General features: G+C 69.6%; 21 protein-coding genes and 1 tRNA gene. 13 read left to right on the top strand and 9 right to left on the bottom strand.

The genetic code is table 11. From position 1 onward, the window contains the following. Positions 1-71: 71 nt before the first annotated feature. The 3 genes from CTB96_RS17725 to CTB96_RS17715 are packed head-to-tail and all read left to right on the top strand — an operon-like array spanning position 72 to position 5,742. Entirely contained in the window at positions 72-3,977 is a 3,906-nt protein-coding gene (locus tag CTB96_RS17725; RefSeq protein ID WP_110128572.1) for a Pls/PosA family non-ribosomal peptide synthetase, read from the top strand. A 5-nt stretch (positions 3,978-3,982) separates the two neighbouring features. Further along, a complete protein-coding gene (locus CTB96_RS17720) occupies positions 3,983-5,347 on the top strand; it encodes a M1 family metallopeptidase (protein WP_110128102.1) in 1,365 nt (454 codons plus the stop codon). Continuing rightward, positions 5,284-5,742, top strand: a complete 459-nt coding sequence (locus CTB96_RS17715) for a hypothetical protein (protein ID WP_181397328.1) — start codon at positions 5,284-5,286, stop codon at positions 5,740-5,742. Before CTB96_RS17720 ends, CTB96_RS17715 begins: the two co-directional genes overlap by 64 nt. Here CTB96_RS17715 and CTB96_RS17710 read toward each other — a convergent pair. After that, positions 5,724-6,137: a hypothetical protein gene (locus CTB96_RS17710; RefSeq protein WP_248283437.1), complete on the bottom strand. Its 414-nt coding sequence runs from the start codon at positions 6,135-6,137 to the stop codon at positions 5,724-5,726. The genes CTB96_RS17715 and CTB96_RS17710 overlap by 19 nt on opposite strands. 334 nt (positions 6,138-6,471) lie before the next feature. Here CTB96_RS17710 and CTB96_RS17705 point away from each other — a divergent pair, with 334 nt between their 5' ends. Beyond that, a complete protein-coding gene (locus tag CTB96_RS17705) occupies positions 6,472-6,978 on the top strand; it encodes a hypothetical protein (RefSeq protein ID WP_110128101.1) in 507 nt (168 codons plus the stop codon). Here CTB96_RS17705 and CTB96_RS17700 read toward each other — a convergent pair. Next, on the bottom strand, positions 6,962-7,672 hold the full coding sequence (locus CTB96_RS17700; RefSeq protein ID WP_110128100.1) for a 4'-phosphopantetheinyl transferase family protein: 711 nt from the start codon (positions 7,670-7,672) through the stop codon (positions 6,962-6,964). The genes CTB96_RS17705 and CTB96_RS17700 overlap by 17 nt on opposite strands. Positions 7,673-7,857: 185 nt before the next feature. On the opposite strand from CTB96_RS17700, the gene CTB96_RS17695 reads away from it, so the two are divergent. The 4 genes from CTB96_RS17695 to CTB96_RS17680 all read left to right on the top strand — a co-directional run bounded on the left by CTB96_RS17695 (position 7,858) and on the right by CTB96_RS17680 (position 13,765). Further along, complete coding sequence (locus CTB96_RS17695; RefSeq protein ID WP_110128099.1) at positions 7,858-8,493, top strand: hypothetical protein; 636 nt, start codon at positions 7,858-7,860, stop codon at positions 8,491-8,493. Between the two features lie 99 nt (positions 8,494-8,592). Next, positions 8,593-9,609, top strand: a complete 1,017-nt coding sequence (locus tag CTB96_RS17690) for a magnesium and cobalt transport protein CorA (protein WP_110128098.1) — start codon at positions 8,593-8,595, stop codon at positions 9,607-9,609. Between the two features lie 120 nt (positions 9,610-9,729). Beyond that, entirely contained in the window at positions 9,730-13,479 is a 3,750-nt protein-coding gene (locus tag CTB96_RS17685; RefSeq protein ID WP_110128570.1) for an ATP-binding protein, read from the top strand. A 37-nt stretch (positions 13,480-13,516) separates the two neighbouring features. Further along, on the top strand, positions 13,517-13,765 hold the full coding sequence (locus CTB96_RS17680; protein WP_110128097.1) for a hypothetical protein: 249 nt from the start codon (positions 13,517-13,519) through the stop codon (positions 13,763-13,765). Positions 13,766-14,195: 430 nt separating this feature from the next. Here CTB96_RS17680 and mscL read toward each other — a convergent pair whose 3' ends face one another. The 3 genes from mscL to CTB96_RS17665 all read right to left on the bottom strand — a co-directional run bounded on the left by mscL (position 14,196) and on the right by CTB96_RS17665 (position 15,723). Then, the gene (gene mscL / locus CTB96_RS17675) at positions 14,196-14,681 is read right to left on the bottom strand and encodes a large conductance mechanosensitive channel protein MscL (protein ID WP_110128096.1); all 486 of its coding nucleotides are present in this window, start codon (positions 14,679-14,681) and stop codon (positions 14,196-14,198) included. Between the two features lie 41 nt (positions 14,682-14,722). Further along, the gene (locus CTB96_RS17670; RefSeq protein WP_110128095.1) at positions 14,723-15,079 is read right to left on the bottom strand and encodes an FmdB family zinc ribbon protein; all 357 of its coding nucleotides are present in this window, start codon (positions 15,077-15,079) and stop codon (positions 14,723-14,725) included. Positions 15,080-15,144: 65 nt separating this feature from the next. Then, complete coding sequence (locus tag CTB96_RS17665; protein WP_110128094.1) at positions 15,145-15,723, bottom strand: 5-formyltetrahydrofolate cyclo-ligase; 579 nt, start codon at positions 15,721-15,723, stop codon at positions 15,145-15,147. Positions 15,724-15,774: 51 nt separating this feature from the next. Here CTB96_RS17665 and galU point away from each other — a divergent pair, with 51 nt between their 5' ends. The 5 genes from galU (at position 15,775) to CTB96_RS17640 (ending at position 19,553) form a co-directional block, all read left to right on the top strand. Then, positions 15,775-16,668, top strand: coding sequence for a UTP--glucose-1-phosphate uridylyltransferase GalU (gene galU / locus CTB96_RS17660; protein ID WP_110128093.1), 894 nt, complete (start codon positions 15,775-15,777; stop codon positions 16,666-16,668). A 63-nt stretch (positions 16,669-16,731) separates the two neighbouring features. Beyond that, complete coding sequence (locus CTB96_RS17655) at positions 16,732-17,391, top strand: GNAT family N-acetyltransferase (protein WP_110128092.1); 660 nt, start codon at positions 16,732-16,734, stop codon at positions 17,389-17,391. Positions 17,392-17,445: 54 nt separating this feature from the next. After that, the gene (locus tag CTB96_RS17650) at positions 17,446-18,435 is read left to right on the top strand and encodes a hypothetical protein (RefSeq protein WP_110128091.1); all 990 of its coding nucleotides are present in this window, start codon (positions 17,446-17,448) and stop codon (positions 18,433-18,435) included. Positions 18,436-18,489: 54 nt separating this feature from the next. Beyond that, a tRNA-Ala gene (locus tag CTB96_RS17645) sits at positions 18,490-18,565 on the top strand. A 97-nt stretch (positions 18,566-18,662) separates the two neighbouring features. Continuing rightward, positions 18,663-19,553, top strand: a complete 891-nt coding sequence (locus CTB96_RS17640) for a serine hydrolase domain-containing protein (protein ID WP_110128090.1) — start codon at positions 18,663-18,665, stop codon at positions 19,551-19,553. Here the strand turns inward: CTB96_RS17640 and CTB96_RS17635 are convergent. From CTB96_RS17635 to CTB96_RS17620, 4 genes are read right to left on the bottom strand one after another with little or no spacing between them, the layout of a single operon-like run. Beyond that, entirely contained in the window at positions 19,550-20,377 is an 828-nt protein-coding gene (locus CTB96_RS17635; RefSeq protein ID WP_110128089.1) for an ABC transporter ATP-binding protein, read from the bottom strand. The two genes, CTB96_RS17640 and CTB96_RS17635, sit on opposite strands and share 4 nt — an antisense overlap. After that, positions 20,374-21,432 (bottom strand): FecCD family ABC transporter permease, encoded by a 1,059-nt coding sequence (locus CTB96_RS17630; RefSeq protein WP_110128088.1) that lies wholly within the window; start codon positions 21,430-21,432, stop codon positions 20,374-20,376. The genes CTB96_RS17635 and CTB96_RS17630 overlap by 4 nt, the downstream gene beginning before the upstream one ends. Beyond that, on the bottom strand, positions 21,432-22,496 hold the full coding sequence (locus CTB96_RS17625; RefSeq protein ID WP_248283436.1) for a FecCD family ABC transporter permease: 1,065 nt from the start codon (positions 22,494-22,496) through the stop codon (positions 21,432-21,434). The genes CTB96_RS17630 and CTB96_RS17625 overlap by 1 nt, the downstream gene beginning before the upstream one ends. Further along, a complete protein-coding gene (locus CTB96_RS17620) occupies positions 22,493-23,512 on the bottom strand; it encodes an iron-siderophore ABC transporter substrate-binding protein (RefSeq protein WP_110128086.1) in 1,020 nt (339 codons plus the stop codon). Before CTB96_RS17620 ends, CTB96_RS17625 begins: the two co-directional genes overlap by 4 nt. Positions 23,513-23,661 lie beyond the last annotated feature (149 nt).

Here is a 23,661-nt window from a genome sequence, read left to right as displayed (position 1 = left end):
AGACCGTCACCACCCCGGCGACCACCACGCCCGCGCCCGGGACGGGCCGGGCGACCGAGCACGAGCAGGGCATGCTGGATGCCGGCTCCTCGGTGCACCCGGAGCGCACGCTCATCGACATCCTCCTGGCCACGGCCGAGGAGTTCCCCACCGCCCTCGCCCTCGAAGACGCGGCCGGAGCCCTGAGCTACCGGCGGCTGGTGCGACTGGTCAACGACCAGGCGGCGCAGCTGAGCCGGGCCGGCGTGCGCCGCGGCGACACCGTGGGCATCCGCATCCCCTCCGGCACCCGGGAGCTCTACCTCTCGATTCTCGCCACCCTCCGGGTGGGCGCCGCGTACGTGCCCGTCGACGCCGACGACCCAGAGGAACGCGCCCGGCTGGTCTTCGGCGAGGCGGCGGTGGTGGGTGTGATCGGCGCCGGGGGTGTGTTCGCGGTGCGCGATGGCCTGGACGCCGGGGTGCTCGCCGAACGCCCGCTGCCACCGGAGGAGGACCCGTCGCTGGCGCACTGGGCCGAACCGATGCCCAGCCCCGACGACGATGCCTGGATCATCTTCACCTCCGGCTCCACCGGCGTGCCCAAGGGGGTGGCCGTCACCCACCGCTCCGCCGCCGCGTTCGTCGACGCCGAGGCCGGCCTGTTCCTGGCCCGCGAACCGCTCAACCCCACCGACCGGGTGCTGGCCGGGCTGTCGGTGGCATTCGACGCCTCCTGCGAAGAGATGTGGCTGGCCTGGCGCAACGGCGCGTGCCTGGTGCCGGCGCCCCGCTCCCTGGTGCGCAGCGGCGCCGACCTCGGCCCCTGGCTGATCGCACACGGCATCACCGCGGTCTCCACCGTGCCCACCCTCGCCGGGCTCTGGCCGGAGGAAGCGTTGGAGAACGTGCGCCTGGTGATCTTCGGCGGCGAGGCCTGCCCGCCGGAGCTCGCCGCGCGGATCAGCGCCCGCGGCCGCGAGGTCTGGAACACCTACGGCCCCACCGAAGCCACCGTCGTGGCCTGCGGCGCCCTGCTCGACGGCAGCGACCCGGTGCGCATCGGCCTGCCGCTGGACGGCTGGCGGCTCGCCGTGGTCGACGCGGCCGGGCAGCGGGTCGCCGCCGGCGAGACCGGCGAGCTGATCATCGGCGGGGTCGGCCTGGCCCGCTACCTCGACCCGGCCCAGGACGCGGTGAAGTACGCCCCGCACACCGGGCTCGGCTGGCAGCGCGCCTACCGCAGCGGTGACCTCGTGCGCTTCGACCCGGCCGGCCTGGTGTTCGTGGGCCGCGCCGACGACCAGATCAAGCTCGGCGGCCGGCGCATCGAACTCGGCGAGATCGACGCCGCCCTGCAGGCCCTGCCCGGTGTGGCCGGCGCCGCCGCGGTGGTGCAGACCACCCCCGCCGGCAACCAGGTTCTGGTGGGGTACCTCTCCCTTACCGACGCCGCAGCGGCTTTCGACCTGCCCGCTGCCGGCGAGGCGCTCCGCACCGCCCTGCCCGCCGCGCTCGTGCCCCTGCTCACCGTGGTCGACACCATTCCCACCCGCACCTCCGGCAAGGTCGACCGGGCTGCCCTGCCCTGGCCGCTGCCCAGCCTCGCCGGTGACACCGCCGGCACGGATGCGCTCAGTGGCACCGCCGCCTGGCTCGCCGAGCACTGGGCAGCGATCCTTGGCGTGCCGGTGGTCGACGCCGACAGCGACTTCTTCGCCTACGGTGGCGGCTCGCTCTCCGCCGCCCAGTTCGTCTCCGCGATCCGCGAACGCTACCCGGACACCCGTATCAGCGACATCTACGACCACCCGCGCATCGGCTCGCTCGCCGACGAACTCGACAGCCGCATCCCGCCGGTGGCGCGGCAGGGCCGGCAGGTGCTGCCCACCCCCGCGACGTCCGGCCTGCTGCAGAGCCTCCTCAGCGTTCCACTGCACCTGCTCATCGGCGCCCGCTGGCTGGTGTACCTGATGGCGGCCAACAACCTGCTCGCCGCCGCCGGCGCATCCTTCGCCCCCACCGTCTCCTGGTGGTGGGTGCTGGCCGGGTTCATCCTGCTGGTGACGCCGCTGGGCAAGATGGCGATTTCGGTCGCCGCGGCCCGGCTGCTGCTGCGTGGCGTGAGGCCGGGCAACTACCCCCGGGGCGGCTCGGTGCACCTGCGGCTCTGGCTGGCGGAACAGGTGGCCCACTTCGTCGACGCCGCCAGCCTGGCCGGAGCGCCCTGGATCAGCTACTACGCCCGGCTGCTCGGCGCCAGGATCGAACCCGGCGTCGACCTGCACTCGGTGCCCCCGGTCACCGGGATGCTCTCCATCGGCGCCCGCGCCGCCATCGAACCCGAGGTCGACCTGGCCGGCTACTGGCTCGACGGCGACGTGCTGCGGCTCGGCCAGGTGAAGATCGGCGCCGACGCCGTGATCGGCTCCCGCAGCACCCTGCTCGGCGGCGCCAAGATCGGCGCCGGCAGCGAGGTCGAACCGGGCTCCGCCGTCTCCGGCCGGGTGCCCGCCGGCGAACGCTGGGCCGGATCGCCCGCCGCCAGGGTCGGCTCCGCCCGGCACGCCTGGCCGGCCGAACGGCCCGGCAACAAGCGCCGCTGGCTGCTCGCCTACGGCGCCGGTTCGCTGGCCCTCACCGCCATCCCGGCCGCCGCCGTACTGCTGGGCCTGGTGATCGTCGGCGGCGTGATCGGCGACGCGGCCACGCTGGGCAGCGCTGTGGCGCGCGGGGCCGCGGCCGTGCCCCTGGCGGTGCTGGCCGCCGGCCTCTTCTACGCCGGCGCCGTGATCGGTGCGGTACGGCTGCTGGCCGTGCGCCTCACCGAAGGACACCACCCGGTGCGCAGCCGGGTGGGTTGGCAGGTCTGGATGACCGAACGGTTGCTCGACGGCGCCCGCACCCAGCTCTTCCCGGTCTACGCCAGCCTGCTCACCCCGGTCTGGCTGCGACTGCTCGGCGCCAAGGTCGGCCCGGGCGTCGAGGCGTCCACGGTGCTGTTGGTGCCCTCGCTCACCACCATCGCACCGGGCGCGTTCCTCGCCGACGACACCATGGTCGCCTGCTACGAACTCGGCGGCGGCTGGATGCGCATCGGCCGGGCCAAGATCGGCCGTCGGGCGTTCCTGGGCAACAGCGGCATCGCCGGCCCCGGCCGCACCGTGCCGCGCGACGGCCTCGTGGCCGTGCTGTCCTCCACCCCGCGCAAGGCCAAGCGCGGTTCGTCCTGGCTGGGCAACCCGCCCACGCGCCTGCGCCGCCGGATGACCGACATCGACGAGGCCCGCACCTTCCACCCGCCCAAGCGGCTGGTCTGGGCCCGGTCGCTCTGGGAGGTGCTGCGCCTGGTGCCGGTCTTCGTGTCGGCCTGGATCGCCCTCGGGGTGCTCGGCACCCTCGACGCGCTCTGGCTGTGGGCGGGACCGTGGGTCGCGCTCCTCCTCTCCGCGGTGGTGCTCATGCTCGCCGGGGTGGTCGCCGCCGCGGTGACCACGGCGGTCAAGTGGCTGCTGGTGGGACGCATCAAGGCGTTGGAACATCCGCTCTGGTCGTCGTTCATCTGGCGCAACGAGGTTTCGGACACCTTCGTCGAGATGGTGGCCAGGCCCTGGTTCGCCCAGAATGCCGCCGGCACCCCCGCGCTGGCCGTGTGGCTGCGCTCGCTCGGGGCGAAGATCGGCCGGGGGGTGTGGTGCGAGTCGTACTGGCTGCCGGAAGCCGACCTCGTCACCCTCGAGGCCGGCAGCAGCGTCAACCGCGGCTGCGTTGTGCAGACCCACCTCTTCCACGACCGGATCATGCAGCTGGACACCGTGCTGATCGGCGTCGGCGGCACCCTCGGGCCCAACAGCGTGATCCTGCCGGCGGCGCGGATCGACCCGCACGCCACCGTCGGACCGGGCTCCCTGGTGATGCGTGGGGAGCGCGTGCCGACCGACTCGCACTGGTCGGGCAACCCGATTGCGCCGTGGCACCGTCCGCCATGGAAGACTTGACCCCTATGTCGCCGACCACCCCAACACCCCCGATGATCGGCTCCGCCTCCGCGGGAGATCCGTATCTGCCCACCAGCGGCAACGGCGGCTACACCGTGGACCACTACGACCTCGACCTCGACTACCGGGTGAGCACCAACCGGCTCACGGCGACCGCCACGATCACGGGGCGTGCCATCACCGCCCTGAGCCGGTTCAGCCTGGACCTGGCCGGGCTCAGCGTCGACAAGGTCACCGTAGCCGGCCGGGCACCCACCAGGGTGATGCACACCGCCCGCAAACTGCTGGTCACCCCGGCGGAGCCGCTGGTCGCGGGGGAGAGCTTCGAGGTGGTGGTGCGGTACCGCGGGGCGCCGCATCCGGTGCGCAGCCACTGGGGTGAGGTGGGCTGGGAAGAGCTCACCGACGGCGTGCTCGTCGCCGGGCAGCCGAACGGCGCCCCGTCGTGGTTCCCGTGCAACGACCACCCCAGCGACAAGGCCACCTTCCGCATCCAGGTCACCTGCGAGGCACCGTACACGGTGGTCAGCAACGGACCCGTCGTGGCCAAGAACACCCGGTCCGGCCGAACCACCTGGAGCTTCGAGGTGCGCGAGCCCATGGCCGCGTATCTCGCCAGTGTGCAGATCGGCCGGTACCGTCGGCACGATCTCACCGCCGCGCCGGTGGCGCACAGCCTGTTCTTCCCGCCCGCGCTGGCCCGCCAGGTGGCGGTGGACTTCGCTCGGCTGGGCGACATGATCAGTGTCTTCAGCGACGCGTTCGGACCGTACCCGTTCCCGGCCTACTCCGTGGTCGTCACTGCCGATGATCTGGAGATCCCGCTGGAGGCGCACGGCCTGGGCGTGTTCGGCAAGAACCACGTCGACGGCGCGCACGGCAGCGACCGATTGATCGCCCACGAACTGGCGCACCAGTGGTTCGGCAACAGCCTCACCCTCACCCGCTGGGCCGACATTTGGCTGCACGAGGGCTTCGCCTGCTACGCCGAGTGGATCTGGGCCGAGGCCGCCGGAGGACCCACCGCCCACCAGAACGCCCTGCTGCACCGGGTGGACCTCGACAAAGAACCGAAGAACCTCGCCGTGGGCGACCCCGGCCCCCGCGCGATGTTCGACGACCGGGTCTACAAGCGCGGCGCGCTCGCCCTGCACGCCGTACGGCAGGCGCTCGGCGACGAGACCTTCTTCACCGCGCTGCGCGCCTACACCCGCACCCACCGGCACGGCAGCGTCACCACCGACGACCTGCTCGGCTGCTTCCGCGCCGCGTCGGGCAGCCGGGCGGCCGACAAGATCATCGCCCGGTGGATCGACGCCAAGAGCCTGCCCCAGCTGCAGGCCGCCCCGCCGCTGCCCGCCACCCCCTGACCTTCGCGATCCCGGCCGGACTGGTCGTCACCTTCGGGCTCGCCACCTACGCCCGGTTGGCCGCGGATGCCCAGATTCCGGAGGCGGAGATCCGCAGCGGTTCCACGCTCATCCTGACCATCATCGGCCTCTGGATCCTCGTCGTTCTGTCCCGTCCCGTCACCCGGTTCAAGGGGCTCGTCATCGGCGCCATGATGGTCGCGCTCGTGCTGATGTTCGCGGTGCCGATCAGCCGGGACTTCCTGCAGCTCGTGGACCTGACCCTGCTCACCGCGACGCTCGCGCTCGGCGCGTCACTCGTCTGCATCGGCCTCATCGAGGTTGTGCGGTTCGTGCACCGGCGCCTCTTCCGGCGTGATGCGGAACGGGCCGCTCGTCAGCTCACCGCGAAATAACGGCGCCCCGCCCCCACCCACAGCGGCAGGATCACGGCGACCGCGATGGCGGTCTGAATGAGCACGCCCGACCAGTCCCCGTCGGCGCTGATCACCAGGTCGACGATGAAAAGCACCCAGCCCAGAAGGAGCACGATTGTCGCGCTCAGCCGTGATGCCCGGCTTCCCCGGGCCACGCCGGACGCGAGCGAGACGACGAACAGGCCGAAGAGGATGATGCCGACTCCCACCAGCGTGACCGCCAGAGTGATCTCGCCGTCGGTCATGCCGGGCACGTACCGCAAGAACACGATGATGATCCCCAGGCCCATCTGCACGATGCCACCGAGATACATCAGCACCACCGAAAAGGTCACCGACCCCGGTAGCGACGCACGTTCCTCCGGCCCCGCCATGATGTGGCCTCCTTGTCGCTTGGGCCCGGCAGATCATTCGCGGTGGTCGGCGAATGGACCCCATACGGCCATCGTGCAGACAACCTAGCGACGCGGCATCCGTCTGGCAATCCCGTGGTGCCACCCTGCTCACTCGCGGTGCGTGGCCGGTGCGGGATGTCATTCCGGTCCGCATCCTGGTCCTCACGCCGCGGGATCAGCAGGGAAATCGCCCGTGAGACCCACAATCGCCGTTCAAACCGTGCACGTCTGGTCTATTCATCCGATCGGCTGATCGCGGTCACTACGGTGGAGGTAGCGGCCGATCACGGTCGGACCAACGGAGGTACGCACAATGGCGCAGACAAAAACCACGAAGAAGAACATCGCTCTGACACCGGCTCCGGTGAAGAACGCTGACAAGAAGGCCATCAAAGCCCTCGCCCAAGCCGAGAAAGCCGTCGACTCGGCCCGCGAAGCGGTGAAGGCCTCCAGTAAGAAGCTGCGCAAAGAAGCACTGGCGCTTCACAAGAAGACCGAGAAGCTCGCCGCCAAGCTCGCGAAGGCAGCTCAGCAACTGGCCACAGAAGTCGGGCGGGCCAACCAGTCGGTGCTAGCGACGGTGAAGTCGAAGAAGGCCGCTCCCCAGAAGAGTGCCGGAACGGTGATGGCTGAGCACGCTGCCTCCCGGACCGCACTCACGGTGCCACACACCACGGTGAAGACGCCCCTGTCGAGCCCGCCGCGATCCACCACGCCGACCCTGATCGAGCTGCGCAACCGCGCGAAGGAACAGAAGATCACCGGTTACTCGAGGATGAACAAAGCCGCCCTGGTCGCGGCGGTCAATTCGTCGCACTAGTCACCACGGCAGGGCGCTGGGCGCAGACGACCGCGACGGTGACCACGGTTCCCTCAGGAGCAGGCACGGACAGCAGGTGGACGCCATCCAGCTGAAACGGCGCCCGCGGCCAGTGCGCGAGGCGGGGGTCCGCGGCTCCGGTCACGGGCTCGATAGTCAGATCCCGCGGGTCCACCCGCAGGCCCACGCCGGCAGCCTTGAGCACGGCTTCCTTGCTCGTCCAGAGCGAGGCCAGGGCGGTGTCGAGCGCGGCCGGGGCAAGCGTAGACAGCGCCACGGCCTCGACGGGGGAGCACAGCGCGGAGGCGACGGGGGAGGAAGCCAGCGCGGCGACTGACTCCACGTCGATGCCTACCGGCCCGGCGCCGGTGACTGCCACGGCGAGGAACCGGGCGGCACGGGACAGGCTCACGTGGATGCGGCCGGGCAGGGCCGGGGCATCCGCCGGGTCGCTGGCCGCGAGCTCGACGCTCAACGGGCCGTGCCCGGTCTGCCCGCAGTTCGGGCACCGTTGCGCGAGGGTGACAGCAGACGGGCCGACGCCGGTCAGCCGCGCCACCAGATCGCGCAGCAGCAGGTGGTCGCCGGCGGATGTCGCCGCGCGGGGGAGCAGCGCCACGACAACCGTGGATTCCAGCCCCGGCTGGGCTCCGGCCGGCGCAGTCAGTGCGGGCTGTGGCGGGACATCGAGCACGCCCCCACCCTAACCCGGGCGCGCCCCGCAGGTGGTGGGCGCGTGGGCGGTGCCCTTGTCGGGCGCCGACCCGGGTGGAACAATCGACACTGTCAGCCGGAACCAGGCGCACGGGCGCGCGCGGTTGCCGGGTGACGCTGCCCGGGCTCCAGGCACACGTTTCAGGCGCGGTGGGTGAGGTAACGGTGAATCGGTTCGAAGGGCTCACGAAGCCATCCACTCTCACGGCGGGCAGCGCCTTCCTTCTCGGCGGCATCCTCGATCTGGTGTTGCTCACGGTCTCGGATCCGTTCAGCGAGATCGTGCAGACCCCGCTCTACGCCGTGCGCTCGGTTCTGCTGCTCGTGGGCGGGCTGCTGCTGGTGCTGGCGCTGATCTCGGTCTACGAACGCCGCGCCAAGAAGATCGGCCCGTTCGGCTTTTCCGCCGTGATCGTCGCCGGCGCCGGCACGATCCTGATCAGCGGGCTGTTCTGGGCCCAGGCCTTTCTTTATCCCACCCTCGGCCGGGTCGCCCCCGAGCTGCTCGACGGTTTGGTGCGCCCCGGCTCTCTGTCCTTCGGACTGCTGCTCACCGCGGCCGTATTCGGCGTGGGCTGGGCTCTGGTGGGCATCGCGATGCTGCGGGTGCGGGTCTACCAGTTCACGCCGGCCGCGCTGATCCTGCTCGGCGGCCTCGTGTCGCTGCTGCCCACCAACACCCTCGGCCAGGCGGTGCTCGGCATCGGCCTGGTGTTGTTGGCGTTCAGCCCCAGCTACCGCAAGCACGAGGGCCCGCAGCGGCACGGCGACGTCGCGCCGCATCCGCAGCAACAGCCCTGACGACCCGCCCGACCCGCCCGTCCCGGTCTCCCGGCCCGCGCCGCTGCACGACGCACCCCGTTGCCGGTGGCACACTTGTGAGGCGAGTGAGGAGCAGCAGTGGCGCTGATTGATGACGCCATCTACGTAGATGGCAGTCGGGTGGCAACCCCGGAAACGTTGCAAGAGACGTACGACGTGCTCAAGAACAAGCACGGCTTCGCCTGGATCGGGCTGTACCGACCGACGGATGCCGAGGTTCGCAGCGTCGCCGACGAGTTCACGCTGCATCACCTCGCCATCGAAGACGCCCTCAAGGGCCACCAGCGGGCCAAGATCGAGCGCTTCGCCGACAACCTCTTCCTGGTGCTGCGCCCGGCCCGGTACATCGACGCCGACGAGCGGGTGGAATTCGGCGAATTGCACGTCTTCGTCGGCCCGGACTTCGTCGTCACCATCCGGCACGCCGAATCACCCGACCTGGTCTCGGTGCGGAAGCGCCTGGAGAGCACCCCCAAGCTGCTCGCGTTCGGGCCGCAGGCCGTGCTCTACGCCATCCTCGACCAGGTGATCGACGAATACGCGCCGGTCGTGGCCGGCCTGGAGAACGACATCGACGAGATCGAGGACCAGATTTTCGACGGCGACCAGGACGTCTCCCGGCGCATCTACGCCCTCTCCCGCGAGGTGATCGAGTTCCAGCGCGCCACCCAGCCGCTGATCGGCATGCTCGAGCAGCTGCAGGAGGGCTTCGAGAAGCACGGCGTCGACCTGGAACTGCACCGGCACCTGCGCGACGTGCTCGACCACACCATCCGGGTGGTCGAACGCGGCGACGCGTTCCGCCAGCTGTTGCAGAACGCGCTCACCGTGCACAGCACCCTGGTCAACCAGCGGCAGAACGACGAGACCCGGCGGCTCTCCGAAACCGGCCTGGCGCAGAGTGAAGAAGTGAAGAAGATCTCCAGCTGGGCGGCGATCCTGTTCGCCCCCACCCTGGTGGGCACCATCTACGGCATGAACTTCACCCATATGCCGGAGCTAAAATGGCAGTTCGGTTACCCGTTCGCGATCACGCTGATGTTCGCAATGGGTTTCGGGTTGTACGCCGTGTTCAAGCGCAAGGGTTGGCTCTAGCGCCCGAACCCGCGCCAGAAACGCCCCGATCGGCCCCATTGCGCGGAAGAAACCTGCGAATGCGCGAAAAACCCGGGTGGCCTAACCGAGAACCGGGCAGTGGAGAAATAGGGTGTGGGTGTGTGGCGCCTCGATAGAAAACCAGAAGATGACGACTTTGCGTCGGATTACCCCGACGCGCCGTCAGCCGGCTCGCTCGGAGCGACGTCCCCGGATTCGGTGAGCCTGGGTGACCCATCGTTGGTCGCCGGCAACATCGCCGAACCCACCTGGCAACGCTGGCGCGACGAACTCGCCGCCGTCGGCGGGCACTCCCCGCTGCTGCACTTCGGCGACAGCCCGCGCTCCCGCATCGAGCTCTCCGCCACCCACCCCGGCGGGCTGCCCCAGTTCATCACCGGCAAGACCACCCTGCTCTCCAACCTGATCCGCGACGAGCTGGCGCTGCGCAACGCCCGCCTGGCCGCGAACGAGATCACCCAGAAGGGCATCGAGCTGCGATCGATGCGCGGCATCGAATCCGTGCACCTGGCCATCGGCCTGGCCCAGTGGCGCTACGGCGACGTGGAGTTCACCGCGCCGGTGCTGCTGCGCCCCCTCGCCATCCGCCGCTACGGCCGGGACTTCGAGCTCAAGCTCAAGGGCCAGCCGTTCCTCAACCCCGAACTGGCCCGTGCCCTGCACGACCAGTTCCAGATCACCCTCGACGCGGATGCGTTCGTGGCTTTGGCCGTGACCAACGGTGCGTTCAAGCCGCAACCGGTGATCGACCGGCTGCGCGGCCTCACCTCGCACCTGCCCTGGTTCAACGTGGTTCCCCGTCTGGTGGCGTCGTCGTTCGCCGACGTCGGCCGGGCCATGGCCGCCGACGCGCAGAAGCTCACCCACCCGGTGCTCGACGCCGTCGCCGGCAACCCCACCGCCAAGCGCGCCATCGAGATGTCGTACAACCCGGTGCTGCCGATCGCGCAAGACGTGCGCCCGCCTGGCACCGACACGCTACTGCTGGATGCCGATGCCGAGCAGGAGAACGTCGTCGCGCAGATCAGCGCCGGCAACTCCCTCGTGGTGAAGACCCTGCCCGGCACCGGCGGCACCCAGACCATCGTGAACGCGATCGGGTCACTCGTGGCCCAGCACAAGCGCGTGCTCGTGGTCAGCGCCCGCCGCTCCAGCCTCGACGGCATCGCCCACCGCCTGGTGCAGGTGGGCCTGCCCGGCGTGGCCGTCACCCCGCGCACCCTGCGCCGTGACCTGATCCAGTCGATCACCCGCAACGAGAAGACCGCCCAGCCCAAGGTCGGCGACGTCGATGACGCCCTGGTGCGCCTGCGCAAGGTGCTGCTCGACTACCGCTCCGCCCTCACCCGCAAGGACGGCGCCCTCGGCGTCTCGGTGCTCGACGCGCTCGGCGAACTCGCCCGGCTCGCCCAGCTGCCCTCCCCGCCGTCGACAACCGCTCGGCTCGACCGGGTGGCCCTGGAACGCCTCGCCCACGACCGGTCCAGCGCCGCTGCCGTGCTGATCAAGGCGGCCGTGCTCGGCCAGTTCCGCTACGGCCCCGGCGACTCGCCCTGGTACGGCGCCTCCTTCACCTCCACGGCGGATGCCGGCGCCTCGCACGAGCTCGCCAAGCGCCTGAACGCCACCGACCTGCCCCGGCTGCTCGAACGCGCCAACAACCTCGTGGGCCAGACCCGGCTGCGCCCGTACGAGACCGTGCACGAGCTGGGCATCTACCTGCGCCTGCTGCTCGACATCCGCGAGACCCTGGACAAGTTCCAGCCCGCCGTGTTCGACCGGTCGCTGACCGAACTCATCGCCGCCACCTCCGCCCGCCGCGACTCGCCGGAGATGACCAGCACCAACCGTCGCCGGCTGCGGAAGCTCGCCGACGAGTACCTGCGCCCCGGGGTGCACGTGAGCGACATGAACGAGAGCCTGCGCCGCATCCAGCAGCAGCGAACGCTGTGGCAGCGGTACGCCGCCGCCGGCGTCACCCCCGAGGTGCCGGTCGGCATCAACGACGTGCACGTCGCCTTCCAGCGGGTCTCGGAGGACCTCGGCAAGCTCGACGTGCCGCTCGGCAACGCCGGCACCCCGCGCCAGCTGGTCTCCCGGCCCATCCGCGCGCTCAAGTACACCGTCGCCGGCCTGGCCGCCGAGAGCGAGGTGCTCGCCAACCTGCACGAGCGCACCGCGCTGCTGGCCACCCTGCGCGAGCACAACCTCGACCCGCTGATGACCGACCTGTCCCAGCGACACGTCTCCGAAGCGGATGTCGCCGCCGAACTCGAGCTCGCCTGGTGGCAGTCGGTGCTGGAGATCATGCTCAGCGGTGACAAGGCCCTGCTCAACGCCAACACCCAGGTTCTCGACCGGCTCGAAGCCGACTTCAAGCTCGTGGACGAGGCGCACGCCTCCACCACCGGGCAGATTCTGGCCTGGCTGCTCGCCGAGACCTGGAAGATCGGCGTGGTCGACTGGCCGGAAGAAGCCGACCAGCTGCGCCGGCTGCTGCGCGCCGACCGGGCCACCCCCGCCCGCATCAACGAGGTCTCCCCGCACCTGGGCCGCGTGCTCGCGCCGGTGTGGCTCGCCTCGCCGTACGAGGTGGCGGGCCTGGACGACAAGATGACCTTCGACGCCGTGCTGCTCGTCGACGCCGGCGCCACCACGCTGGCCGAGAACGTGGGCGCCATCCGCCGGGCCAAGCAGGTCGTGGCGTTCGGCGACCCGGTCACCCAGACCCCGTCGGGGTTCGAGACCGGCATCGTGGAACCGGCCGAGAACCCGCGGCCGCAGGAGACCAACGTCGACGCCCTGCACGCCGACTCCGCCCTGGCCCGCCTGGGCGAACTGCTGCCCACCCTCACCCTCACCCGCAGCTATCGCGCCGGTGGCGAGGACCTCGCCGAACTGGTCAACCACCGCTTCTACGGCGGCCGGATCGACTCCCTGCCCTGGGCGGGCAGCTTCCTCGGCCACGGCAGCCTCACCCTCAACTACGTCAAGGGCGGCCACGGCATGCCCGACGTCGACAGCGGCGCCGTCGAGAGCGTCGACGCCGAGGTGGCCAAGGTCGTCGACCTGGTGATGGACCACGCCGTCAAGCGACCGCGCGAATCGCTCATGGTGATCACCGCCAGCGCCCGGCACGCCGTGCGTGTGCACCAGGCCGTGCTCGCGGCGTTCTCCAAGCGCACCGACCTCTCCGACTTCATCCTCAAGGACCGCGCCGAACCGTTCACGGTGCTCACCCTCGAGCAGGCCGTGGCGCAGAGCCGCGACCGGGTGATCTTCTCCATCGGCTACGGCCGCACCCCGCACGGCCGGCTACTGAGCAACTTCGGTTCGCTCGGCGAACCCGGCGGCGAACGCCTGCTCGCGATCGGCATGACCCGCGCCCGCCGCGCCATGGACATCGTCTCCTGCTTCCGGCCCGCCGACATCGACGCGGACCGCCAGCGGCACGGCATCCTGGCGCTGTCACAGGTGCTCACCGAGACCGAGGCACGACGCAACGAGGTGGCCGTTCCCGACGCCACCGAGGCCATGCTCGTCGACCTCGCCCGCCGGCTCGAACGCCGCGGCCTCACCGTGTCGCTCGGCCACCGCGGCAAGCTCGCCCTGGCCGCCTCGCACGCCGGTCGCGCCGTGGTCGTCGAGACCGACGCCGTGGTCAACCGGGCGAGCCTCCGCGAATCCCTGCGGCTGCGCCCAGAGGTGCTGCGGCGCCTGGGCTGGCACTACCTGCGCGTTCACAGCTTCGAACTGTTCAGCAACCCGGATGCCGTCGCCGCGCGCGTCGCCGCCCTGGCCGGCGTCACCCCGACCGAGGAGTCGTCCGGTCCGGCGCACCGTGCCTGATCCGGCTGTGCCTGACGGAGCTGGGTCTGACGGAGTCGTGCCTGAGCACGCATCCGCCCTCGACCGGGCTTCTGCTGCCGGCTCAGCCGCCGACCCGGCGACCGAGCCGCGGCAGTCCGTGGTCAAGTCTGCCGGGGCGCGTCGGGCCCGCCTGACGCCGGCGCCGAACACCGACACCAGCCCGGAGCCGCCCGCTCGAGAAGAGGGCGGCCAGACCACCGGGGACGGCTCGTCGACGAGCGCGAACGACGCCCGCCTGCGCCAGGACAAACCCCCGCACTGGTAGCGCCGCACTGGTAGGCCCGCACTGGTAGCCCCCCACCGGTAACCCGTACTGGTCGCCCCTCCCTGGGCCCCTGCAATCCCCGCCGCCACCCGCGCAGCCGCGAGCATCCCGTTCTCGAGAAGTCAGTTGGGGCCAGTGCGCCAGCCTTCAACTGGCCTCAACTGCCTTCTCGGTCGACACCGCGATGCCGAGAGGGCAGTTGGGGCCAGTGTGTGTGAGGGTGCCGCTGGCCTCGAGTGTCCTCCCGGCCGCGCCACCATCAGCCATCGCCAGCTTGCGGCACGCGAGGCGCATGGCGGCGAGAAGGCAGTTGGGGCCAGTGTGTAGGCGCGCAACTGCCCTCAACTGTCCTCTCGTGCGAGGGCTGGCGCGACAATGGCCCCCGGGTTTCCCGGGGGCCATTCGCGTGTCGGCGATCGATCGCCGGAAACTACAGAGTGTGCTTGGGGCCCTCGGATTCGGCGGACGCAGCAAACGGGGCGGGGGCATCCGTGGCGGCAACGGGAGCGACGGCACCGTTCTGGGCGGCGAGCAGGTCGCGGATCTCGGTGAGCAGGTCGAGGTCCGTGACCGGGTTCTTCTTCGGGTCGAGCGGCACGCCGGCCTGACGGCGGCGTGCCTGGTTCTCCTTGAGCTTGTTCAGCGGCATCACGAAGGCGAAGTAGACGACCGCAGCGACCAGCAGGAACTGGATCAGCGCCGCGAGGACCAGGCCGAACGACAGCTCGGCGTCGCCGAGGGGGATCGTCATCGAGTTCTTCAGGGTGTCGGCGTTGAAGATCGCCGCGATCAGGGGGTTGAAGATGCCATCGACGATGGCGTTGACGACAGCGGTGAACGCTGCGCCGATGACAACGGCGACGGCAAGCTCGATGACGTTGCCGCGCATGATGAACTCTTTGAAACCACTGATCATGGCGATACTCCTAGAAATCTGGTCGTTCACGTTCGGCTGGTTCAAGCGGATTTGGGTGCCGGCGTGGGGGAGGAACTCGAACTGGAGCCCGATCCGCTGGACGAGGAGCCGGAGGTCGCCGGCGTTGCCGGGCTGGACTTCTCGGCGGGCTTCGCGGCCGGTGCGGAATCGGCCTTGGCGGCGCTCTTCTCTGCAGAGAGGGAGGACTTGCCGGAGGACTCCGCGCGGGAGTCGTTGCGGTAGAAACCGGAGCCGGTGAAGCTCACTCCGATCGACGAGTAGACCTTGCGCAGCTTGCCGCCGCAGGTGGGGCACTCGGTGAGCGTGTTGTCGGTGAAGGCCTGCTGGATATCGAAGGCCGTGTCGCACTCGGTGCAACGGTAAGAATAGGTAGGCACTGCGTCTTTTCGGATCGGTTGCGGAAACGTCTGCTCAGGCCAGTATGCGCCAGCCGGGGGCAGGTTTAGAAAACGACGATGCGGGTGGGCGTGACGAGACCGTTCACCGGCTGGTCGTGCACCTCACGCGGAACCTCGTCGACATACTCATTGTCATAGACCACGGCATACACCGGTGGGCACTTCTGCATCGACCCGAGAGTCTTGTCGAAGTACCCACGTCCCCAACCCATCCGCAGGCCGGTTTGGTCGATGGCGGCGGCGGGCACGATGATCAGGTCGACATCGTTGATGGCGATCGGGCCGAGCAGTTCACCCTGGGGCTCGGGCGCACCGGAGAGGCCTTTCACCTCGGTTTCCTCTTCGCCCACGGTCCAGTCGAGCAGGCCGTCGTCACGGGACACCGGGAACAACACCCGGATGCCGCGGGCCTCGGCCCAGTTCACGAACGGGCGGGTGTTCGGCTCGGTCGGGCCGGAGAGATAACAGGAGATCGACCGGGCGGACAGGTCGAGAACGATGCTCTGCAGGTTCTCGGTGAATCCCGCGGTGGCGGCGTCGCGCTCGGCGGCGGTCAGGGTGTGGCGTCGCTCCCGAAGCTCTGCGCGGAGCGCCCGCTTTCGGTGCTCGATGTCAGAGTCCATACAAGTCATCCTAGGTGCGTAACCCATTCAGGTTGCCGCTAACCTAAGGCCATGGTTACTCACATTACAAAGGCCGTTATTCCCGCAGCCGGTATGGGAACCCGGTTTCTGCCGGCAACCAAGGCGATGCCCAAAGAGATGCTGCCCGTCGTCGACAAGCCCGCCATCCAGTACGTGGTCGAAGAAGCCGTCGCTGCCGGCCTGACCGACGTGCTGATGATCACGGGCCGCAACAAGAACGCGTTGGAGAACCACTTCGACCGCGTCACCGAGCTCGAGGCGGTGCTCATCCAGAAGGGTGACCGCGACCGCCTGGCCAAGGTGAACGAGTCCACCGACCTCGCCGACATGCACTACGTGCGCCAGGGCGACCCGCTGGGCCTCGGCCACGCGGTGCTCCGGGCCAAGATGCACGTGGGCAACGAGCCCTTCGCGGTGCTGCTCGGTGACGACATCATCGACGCCCGCGACCCGCTGCTCGACAAGATGCTCGCCGAGCAGATCGGCCGCAACACCAGCGTCGTCGCCCTCCTCGAGGTCGACCCGTCGCAGATCCACCTCTACGGCGCCGCCGCGATCGAGAAGACCGACGACCCCGACGTGGTGCGCATCACCGGGCTGGTTGAGAAGCCGTCCGCAGCGGATGCCCCGTCGAACCTGGCCATCATCGGCCGCTACGTGCTGCGCCCGGAGGTGTTCGAGGTGCTCGAGCGCACCGCACCGGGCAAGGGCAACGAGATCCAGCTCACCGACGCCCTGCAGGAAATGGCCGTGAACCCCGAGACCACGGGCGGCGTCTACGGCGTTATCTTCCGCGGCCGTCGGTACGACACCGGTGACCGGCTCGACTACATCAAGGCCATCATCCAGCTCGCCGTCGACCGTGACGACCTGGGCCCGGACCTGCGCCCCTGGTTGCACGACTTCGCCGCAACTCTCGAGTAGTCGGGCCGCGGGCTAAGCTGCGCACCATCATCGGGCCTCGGCCCCCTAGTAGACGGGCTCACTGTGCCGACCGCGATACCTACGCTTCGTGAAGGCGCCGTAACGCTGCGCCCCATCCGGCTGCGCGATGCCAAGGCACTCGAGCGCGAGTTGATGGAGAACCGGTCGTGGCTGCGCACCTGGGAGGCGACCAGCCCGTACGCACCGATGTCGTTCGACACCAGGGCCAGCATCCGCAGCCTGCTCGCGCACTCGCGCACCGGCAGCGGACTGCCGTTCCTGGTGGAGTACAACGGGGAGCTGGCCGGGCAGCTGAACGTGTCATCGATCACCTGGGGGTCGCTGTCCAGCGCGTCGATCGGCTACTGGGTCGGCGAGGAATTCGCCGGCCGGTCGATCACCCCGATCGCGGTCGCACTGGCCACCGACTACTGCTTCGCGCAGCTCGGCCTGCACCGGATGGAGATCTGCATCCGGCCCGAGAACGCGCCGTCGCTTCGGGTGGTCGAGAAACTCGGGTTCCGGTACGAGGGACTGCGCCGCCGGTTCATCCACATCAACGGCGCCTGGCGCGACCACTTCGCCTTCGGCCTGGTGGCCGAGGAGGTGCGCAATGGTGTGCTGCGCCGCTGGCAGGACGGCCTCGTGCCCGCCGGAAACGCCACCGTCAACGAGCACGACCTGGCAGCCGCGCAGCATCCGCTGCAGGTGGCCGACAAGTGACACACCCCCTCGTAATCAGGCACGGAGGGGCCGCGGACTCATACCGTAGGGAGCATGAGTAGCGAAGTCCTGGGTGGGGGAGTTGTGGTGGCGGTTGCCGCCGCGCTCTGGGTGACGTATCTCATGCCCACTTGGGCCAGACGACGGCAGTACCTCGCCACCGAACGAAACGCCGTGCGGTTGCAACAGACCCTGCGCATCTTGGCCGAAACGTCGGAGATTCCCCAGGAGGTGCGCGTGGAAAACACGGCCCGCGGAGTGTCAACCCAGCGCAAACTGCTCGCCCAGGCCGAAGAAGATGCCCGGATCGCCTCGAAGGCCGCCGGCGACGCCGCCACGGCCGCTCGCCGTGCCGCGGTACTGCGTGCCGCCGCCGCCCGCCCCAAGGCGCTCACCCCAGCCGGCAAGGCCAAGCGCCTGCGCGCCATGCGCGCCCTCTCCACGCTGCTTCTGCTGGTCGGCCTGGTGCTCACCGTGGTGGGCGCCACTCTGGTCACTGCGGGCGTCTGGACGCTTCTGGCGGCCGGGCTGGTCGCCGCGGTGACGGCCGTTGCCACCCTCGGCCGGCTGGCCACCGTGAGCCGCTCCGCCCGCGCCCCGCGCGCCGCCACGGATGCTGGCACCGTGACCGCGCGCCGCCGCACCACCACCTCCGGCAGCGCCCCGCAATTCGTGCCGGTGCAGTTCGACGAAGCCCCGGCCGCGCAGCCGACCCCGTGGACGCCGCAGCCGCTGCCGAAGCCGTTGCACCTCTCGCCGGGCTCGATCGCCCAGGCCGCCATGGCGTCGGTGGATGCCGCCGCGCAGCTGCGCCAGGCCGCGGCCGAAGCCGAGCTGCAGCGCCGTGCCGTTGCCCTGGCCGAGGCCATCGCGCCGTCGGAGGTCACCCCGATCACCCGGCCGGTCGCCGCCCGCGCCGCGGCCGCGAAGGCTGCTCCCGCTGCTGCACCGAGCCGGTTCGCCAGCATGGGCATCATTGGCGAGACCGAACCCGGCATGACCGACCTCGACGACGTGCTGCGCCGCCGCCGATCGGTCGGCTGACCTGCTTTCCGGTCGAACGGCCCGCGCTCGCGTGATATTGTAAATACGCAGTCTGGGGCTATGGCGCAGTTGGTAGCGCGTCTCGTTCGCAATGAGAAGGTCAGGAGTTCGAATCTCCTTAGCTCCACCACTGAAACAAAGGGATCGAAGCCGGTTGGCTTCGATCCCTTTGGTTTTCGTAGGGCACATGACGAATGAACGCCTCGCACACGCACCAGAATGGTGGGATGAGTCGAGCGCAAACGATCGTGGACCGCCTTGTCGGGATCGCTGAGGAGGACGGCTTCGACGCGCATGCCGTGCATGTCCTCATCGACGACGAGAGCGCCGAGTACCACTGGAGCGCCGATCATCGCCGGGATGTTCACTCGGCTGCCAAGGGCGTCTGCGTTCTGGCGATCGGGATCGCAGCCGACGACGGGCTGCTCGATGTCGATGCGCCGGTGGGTGCCTACCTGCCGGGCTGCTCACTCGGACAGGGCGTCGAGGACGTCACAGTGCGGCATTTGCTCCAGATGACGAGCGGTATCGACCTTCCGTGGTCGGAGACGATGATGACGGACTGGCCCGACCTCGCGGCTGAGTTTCTCAGCCGTCCCTCACGAGGACGGGTCTTCCAGTACTCCAACGCGAGCACCTACACCGCGATGCGAGCGCTGCAGTCCGTTGTGGGTGACGTACCCCGGTGGCTCGATCAGCGCTTGTTCGCACCGTTGGCGATCGATGCGCCTGTGTGGGAGCGATGCCCGAACGGTTGGATCCTCGCCGGAGGAGGGTTGCACCTGAGCACGGCTGAGCTGGCACGGATCGGGCAGCTCATCCGGGACGATGGAGTGTGGCAGGGGCAGCGCGTCGTATCCTCGCGCTGGGTGCAGGCCATGCACACTGACTGGTTTGAGCGAGGGACCGAGCCTGAGCCCGCGTACCGGCGCTATGCGCTCTCCGGCTGGGACGGGCCCGGCGCCGCATGGCGTCTGCACGGCGCCTACGGACAGCTGCTCATCTTCAGCGACGACGCGGTGGTCACCATCACCGCCAACGATCATTTCAAGGCGGATCGGATGGCCGAGCGCGTCGTCACGACCCTGGAGCAGCGGGAAAGCGAGACCGACGCCTAGGCCGGATGCGTCGCCGCTTCGGTCAAGCGCACGTGATGCCGCCCGATCGGCGTGACCATCGGCTTGCCTGAAACCGGGTCGGTGGTGATGCTGTTGGCGAGGCCGAAGACCTCTTCGATGAGCGCGCAGGTGACGACCTCGGACGGAGCGCCCATGGCGAGCACCTTGCCGTCTTTGACCGCCACGATGGTGTCCGCGTAACGGATCGCGAGGTTCAGATCGTGCAGCACCATGACGATCGTGGTGCCTCGACGGCGGTTGAGGTCGGTGAGCAGGTCGAGGACCTCGATCTGGTGGGCGATGTCGAGGAACGTCGTCGGCTCGTCCAGCAGCAGGATGTCGGTCTGCTGCGCGAGCGCCATGGCGATCCACACCCTTTGGCGCTGGCCGCCGGAGAGCTCGTCGACGCTGCGGTCGGCAAGGTCAGCGACGCCGGTCGCCTCCAGCGCTTCCACGACGGCCCTGTCATCGTCCGTGGTCCAGGAGCGGAACAGCTTCTGGTGCGGATGCCGTCCGCGCCCGACGAGGTCGGCGACGGCAATTCCCTCCGGCGCGATCGGCTGCTGAGGGAGGAGGCCCAGGGTGCGTGCCAGCTGCTTGGTGTGCAGCTCGCTGATCTGTTTGCCGTCGAGCACGACTGCACCGCTGGTCGGTTTGATGAGCCGCGCCAGCGTCTTCAGCAGCGTCGACTTGCCGCACGCGTTCGCCCCGACAATCACGGTGATGCGCCCGGCCGGCAGCTCGAGGTCGACGCCGTCGACGATGGTCGTGCTGCCGTAGCCCGACACCAGGGCTTCTGCGGTCAGTCGATGCTGGGCGCTCATGAGGATCCTCCGCGGCGGGATGTGCGAATCAGTAGGAAGAGTAGATAGGGGGCACCGAGGATGCCGGTGATCACTCCGACCGGGAATCGGGTGTCGAAGGCGAACTGGCCGATGAGATCGGAGGTGAGAACCAGGCAGGCCCCCATGAGGGCCGCGGGGATGGTCAGCGAGGAGCCGTGACCGACCAGCCTGCTCACGATGGGGCCGGCAAGGAACGCCACGAAGGCGATGGGCCCCGTTGTCGCGGTTGCGAAGCAGGTGAGGGCGACCGCGGCGAGAACGAGCAGGATGCGCACGTGGTCCACCCGGACGCCCAGCGACGTCGCCGCGGCGTCCCCGAGTTCCAGCGCTCGCAGTTGCCGCGAGAGCAGGGCGAGGAGGGGCAGCAGCACTGCCACGGCGATGCCGAGCGGAAGGACGTTCTCCCACCGGGAGCCGTTGAGACTGCCGGTGAGCCAGCGCATGGCGACGGCGACATCCCATTCGGCGGCCCGCTGGATCGCGTAGGAGACGACAGCGTCAAGCATCGCCCCGATGCCGATGCCGATAAGAATGAGCCGGCCGCCGGTGGACTCGCCGCCACGGGCGGCGAAGTAGATGGCCGCGGCCGTGGCAACGCCCGCAATGAGAGCGGCGAACATGGTGGCGGTGCCGCTCCAGTGCAGCACGACCAGGCAGAGGACGGCGGCCGCGCTGGCCCCGGCACTGATGCCGATCACATCCGGGCTGGCGAGGGGGTTGCGCAGCATCGTCTGGAACGTCGTGCCGGCGGCGCCGAAGGCGAGTCCGGCCAGGGCTCCGATGAGTGCCCGCGGGATGCGCAGGGTGCCGACGGTGAAGGATGCTCCGGGCACGCTCTCTCCGCGCAGGACGGCGAGCACGTCCGAGACCGGGTAGATCGTGTTGCCCACCATGATCACGGCGGCCACGAGCGCCAGTACAGCCACGGCGAGGCAGCCGATGACGATGACGCGACGGCGGGAGCGGCGGATGCGGCCGGCACGGACCAGCGCAGTGCGCGCGGCGAGATCGGGCGTTGCGGGGAGAGTGGTCATCAGAGTGCCCTCATCCGGCTGCGGCGGGCGATGATGACCAGGACGGGGGCGCCGACGAAGGCGGTGACGATGCCCGCTTCGGTCTCGCCGGGGTAGCCGATGAGTCGTCCGATCGTGTCTGCGAGGGTCAGCAGGATGGCGCCGCCCAGTGCCGAGAGCGGCAGCATCCAGCGCTGATCCGGGCCGACGAGCATTCGCACCACGTGCGGCACCATGAGGCCGACGAAGGCGATGGGACCGGCGACCGCGGTGACCGCGGCGCAGAGCACCACTCCCGCCACGGCGGCGAGCAGCCGGGTGCGACCGATGCGTACGCCGAGCCCCACGGCGACGTCGTCGCCGAGCGCCAGCGCGTTCAGCCCGGGTGCGCAGATGAAGGCGACCAGGGTGCCGGCGATGAGCAGGGGGGCGATGACCGCCATCGTGCCCCAGTCGGCGCCGCCGACGCCGCCGACCTGCCAGAAGCGGAAGGTGTCCATCGCTGCGGTGCGGGGCAGCAGGACCGCACTGACCAGGGAGCCCAGCGCTGCCGTGGTCGCAGCTCCCGCAAGCGCAAGTTTGATGGGGGTGGAGCCGCCGGGTCCGACCGAGCCGACGTTGTAGACGAAGATCGCCGTCAGGACGGCTCCACCCAGGGCGAGCCAGAGGTACTCGTAGGGCGAGGTGATCCCGAAGAATGCGATTCCGCACACGACGGCGAGGGCTGCGCCGGTGTTCACCCCGAGGATGCCGGGGTCGGCGATGGGGTTGCGGGTGATGGCCTGCATCAGCGCCCCCGACAGCGCGAGCGCTGCGCCGGCCATGATGGCGAGCACAGTGCGGGGGATGCGTTCCTGCACCGCGATCGCTCCGATGTCAGCCGCAGTGCGGCCCTGCGCCCAGGAGGTCAATCCATCGACGATCTCCGCCAGCGAGACGGTTCGCGACCCGAACGCCAGCGAGAGGAGGATGGCGATGCCGACGCCGAGGATCAAGCCGGCGATCGTCAAAGCGCGCCGCCGCGCCCCCACCTGCGTGGTGGGGGCACGGCGGCGGTCATCGACCGATGCGTGTACTGAGGTCACTTCGCGAGGGCGACGGCACCGTCCAGGAGGGCGACGTAGTCCGTCAGCATCCACGGGATCGACAGCGCGGTCGGCGTGACGGCGCCGCTGAGCGCATCGCCGGATCCGACCGAGACGACGGCGCCGTTCTGCACAGCCGTCAACGTGTTCCACAGCGGGTCGGCCTGCAGAGCCTTGAGCAGCTCATCGCTGTCGCCGTAGCTGACGATCACGTCGATGTCGGCCAGCTGATCGGCGTTCTCGGCGCTGACGTCCTGGTAGAAGGTGTCGACGTCACCGGCAAGCTCGGGAAGATCGAAGCCGAGGTCGGAGAGGAAGGCCGTGCGCGAGTCACCCTGGCCGTAGATCGAGATCGTGGAGAGGTCGGCTGCGCTCATGTAGAAGAACGCCGCCTTCTTGCCCTCGAATGCGGAGTCTGCCGTGGCGTCCGCGATCTGCTGGTCGAGGTCATCGACCAGAGCCTGGCCCTTGTCGGCGAGCCCGAGAGCAGCGGAGTCGGTGAGGATGACGTCGCGCCACGGGGTGAGCCAGGCGGCGTCGGGGTAGGCGACGGTCGGCGCGATCTCGCTCAGAGTGGAGTACTCCTCCTCGGTGACGCCGGAGTAGCCCGCGAGGATGACGTCGGGCTGGGTGTCGGCAATGGCCTCGAAGTCGGTGCCGTCGGCGGTGGAGAACACCACCGGCTCGTCAGCGCCAAGGTCCTTGTAGGCGTCGAGGGTCCAGTCGTAGACGCCGAGCCCATCGCTGCCGTCCATCGACCAGGTCTGGTCATCGACGCCGACGGGGGCGATGCCGAGCGCGAGGGCGACGTCCTGGTTGCCCCAGCCGATCGTGGTGACCCGTTCGGGCTGCTTCTCGATCACGGTCTCTCCGAGCGCGTGCTCCACGGTCACGGGGAAGTCGCCGCTGGCGGCCCCGGTCGAGTCGGAAGTCTCCGCAGTGGAGGGGGAGCAGGCGGCAAGGCCGATGGTCATGACTGCGGCCGCGCTGAGGCCGAGAAGGCGGGGGAGTGACATAGGATTCCCAATTTTTGTGATTGTGGCGGGGATGGTAGACGCGAGGGCGTCGAGACTTTGGTAAGCCTACCCTAATGTACCGTTCTGCCCGCACGCCACAAGCCTTAGACTTGGGCAATTCACCAGAACCGGCGGGCCCACAGCCTGGC

Source organism: Cryobacterium arcticum (assembly GCF_003185895.1).
Lineage (GTDB): Bacteria > Actinomycetota > Actinomycetes > Actinomycetales > Microbacteriaceae > Cryobacterium > Cryobacterium arcticum.
The sequence above is the reverse complement of the archived record's forward strand: the minus strand, read 5'-3'. Positions and strand labels throughout refer to the sequence as shown.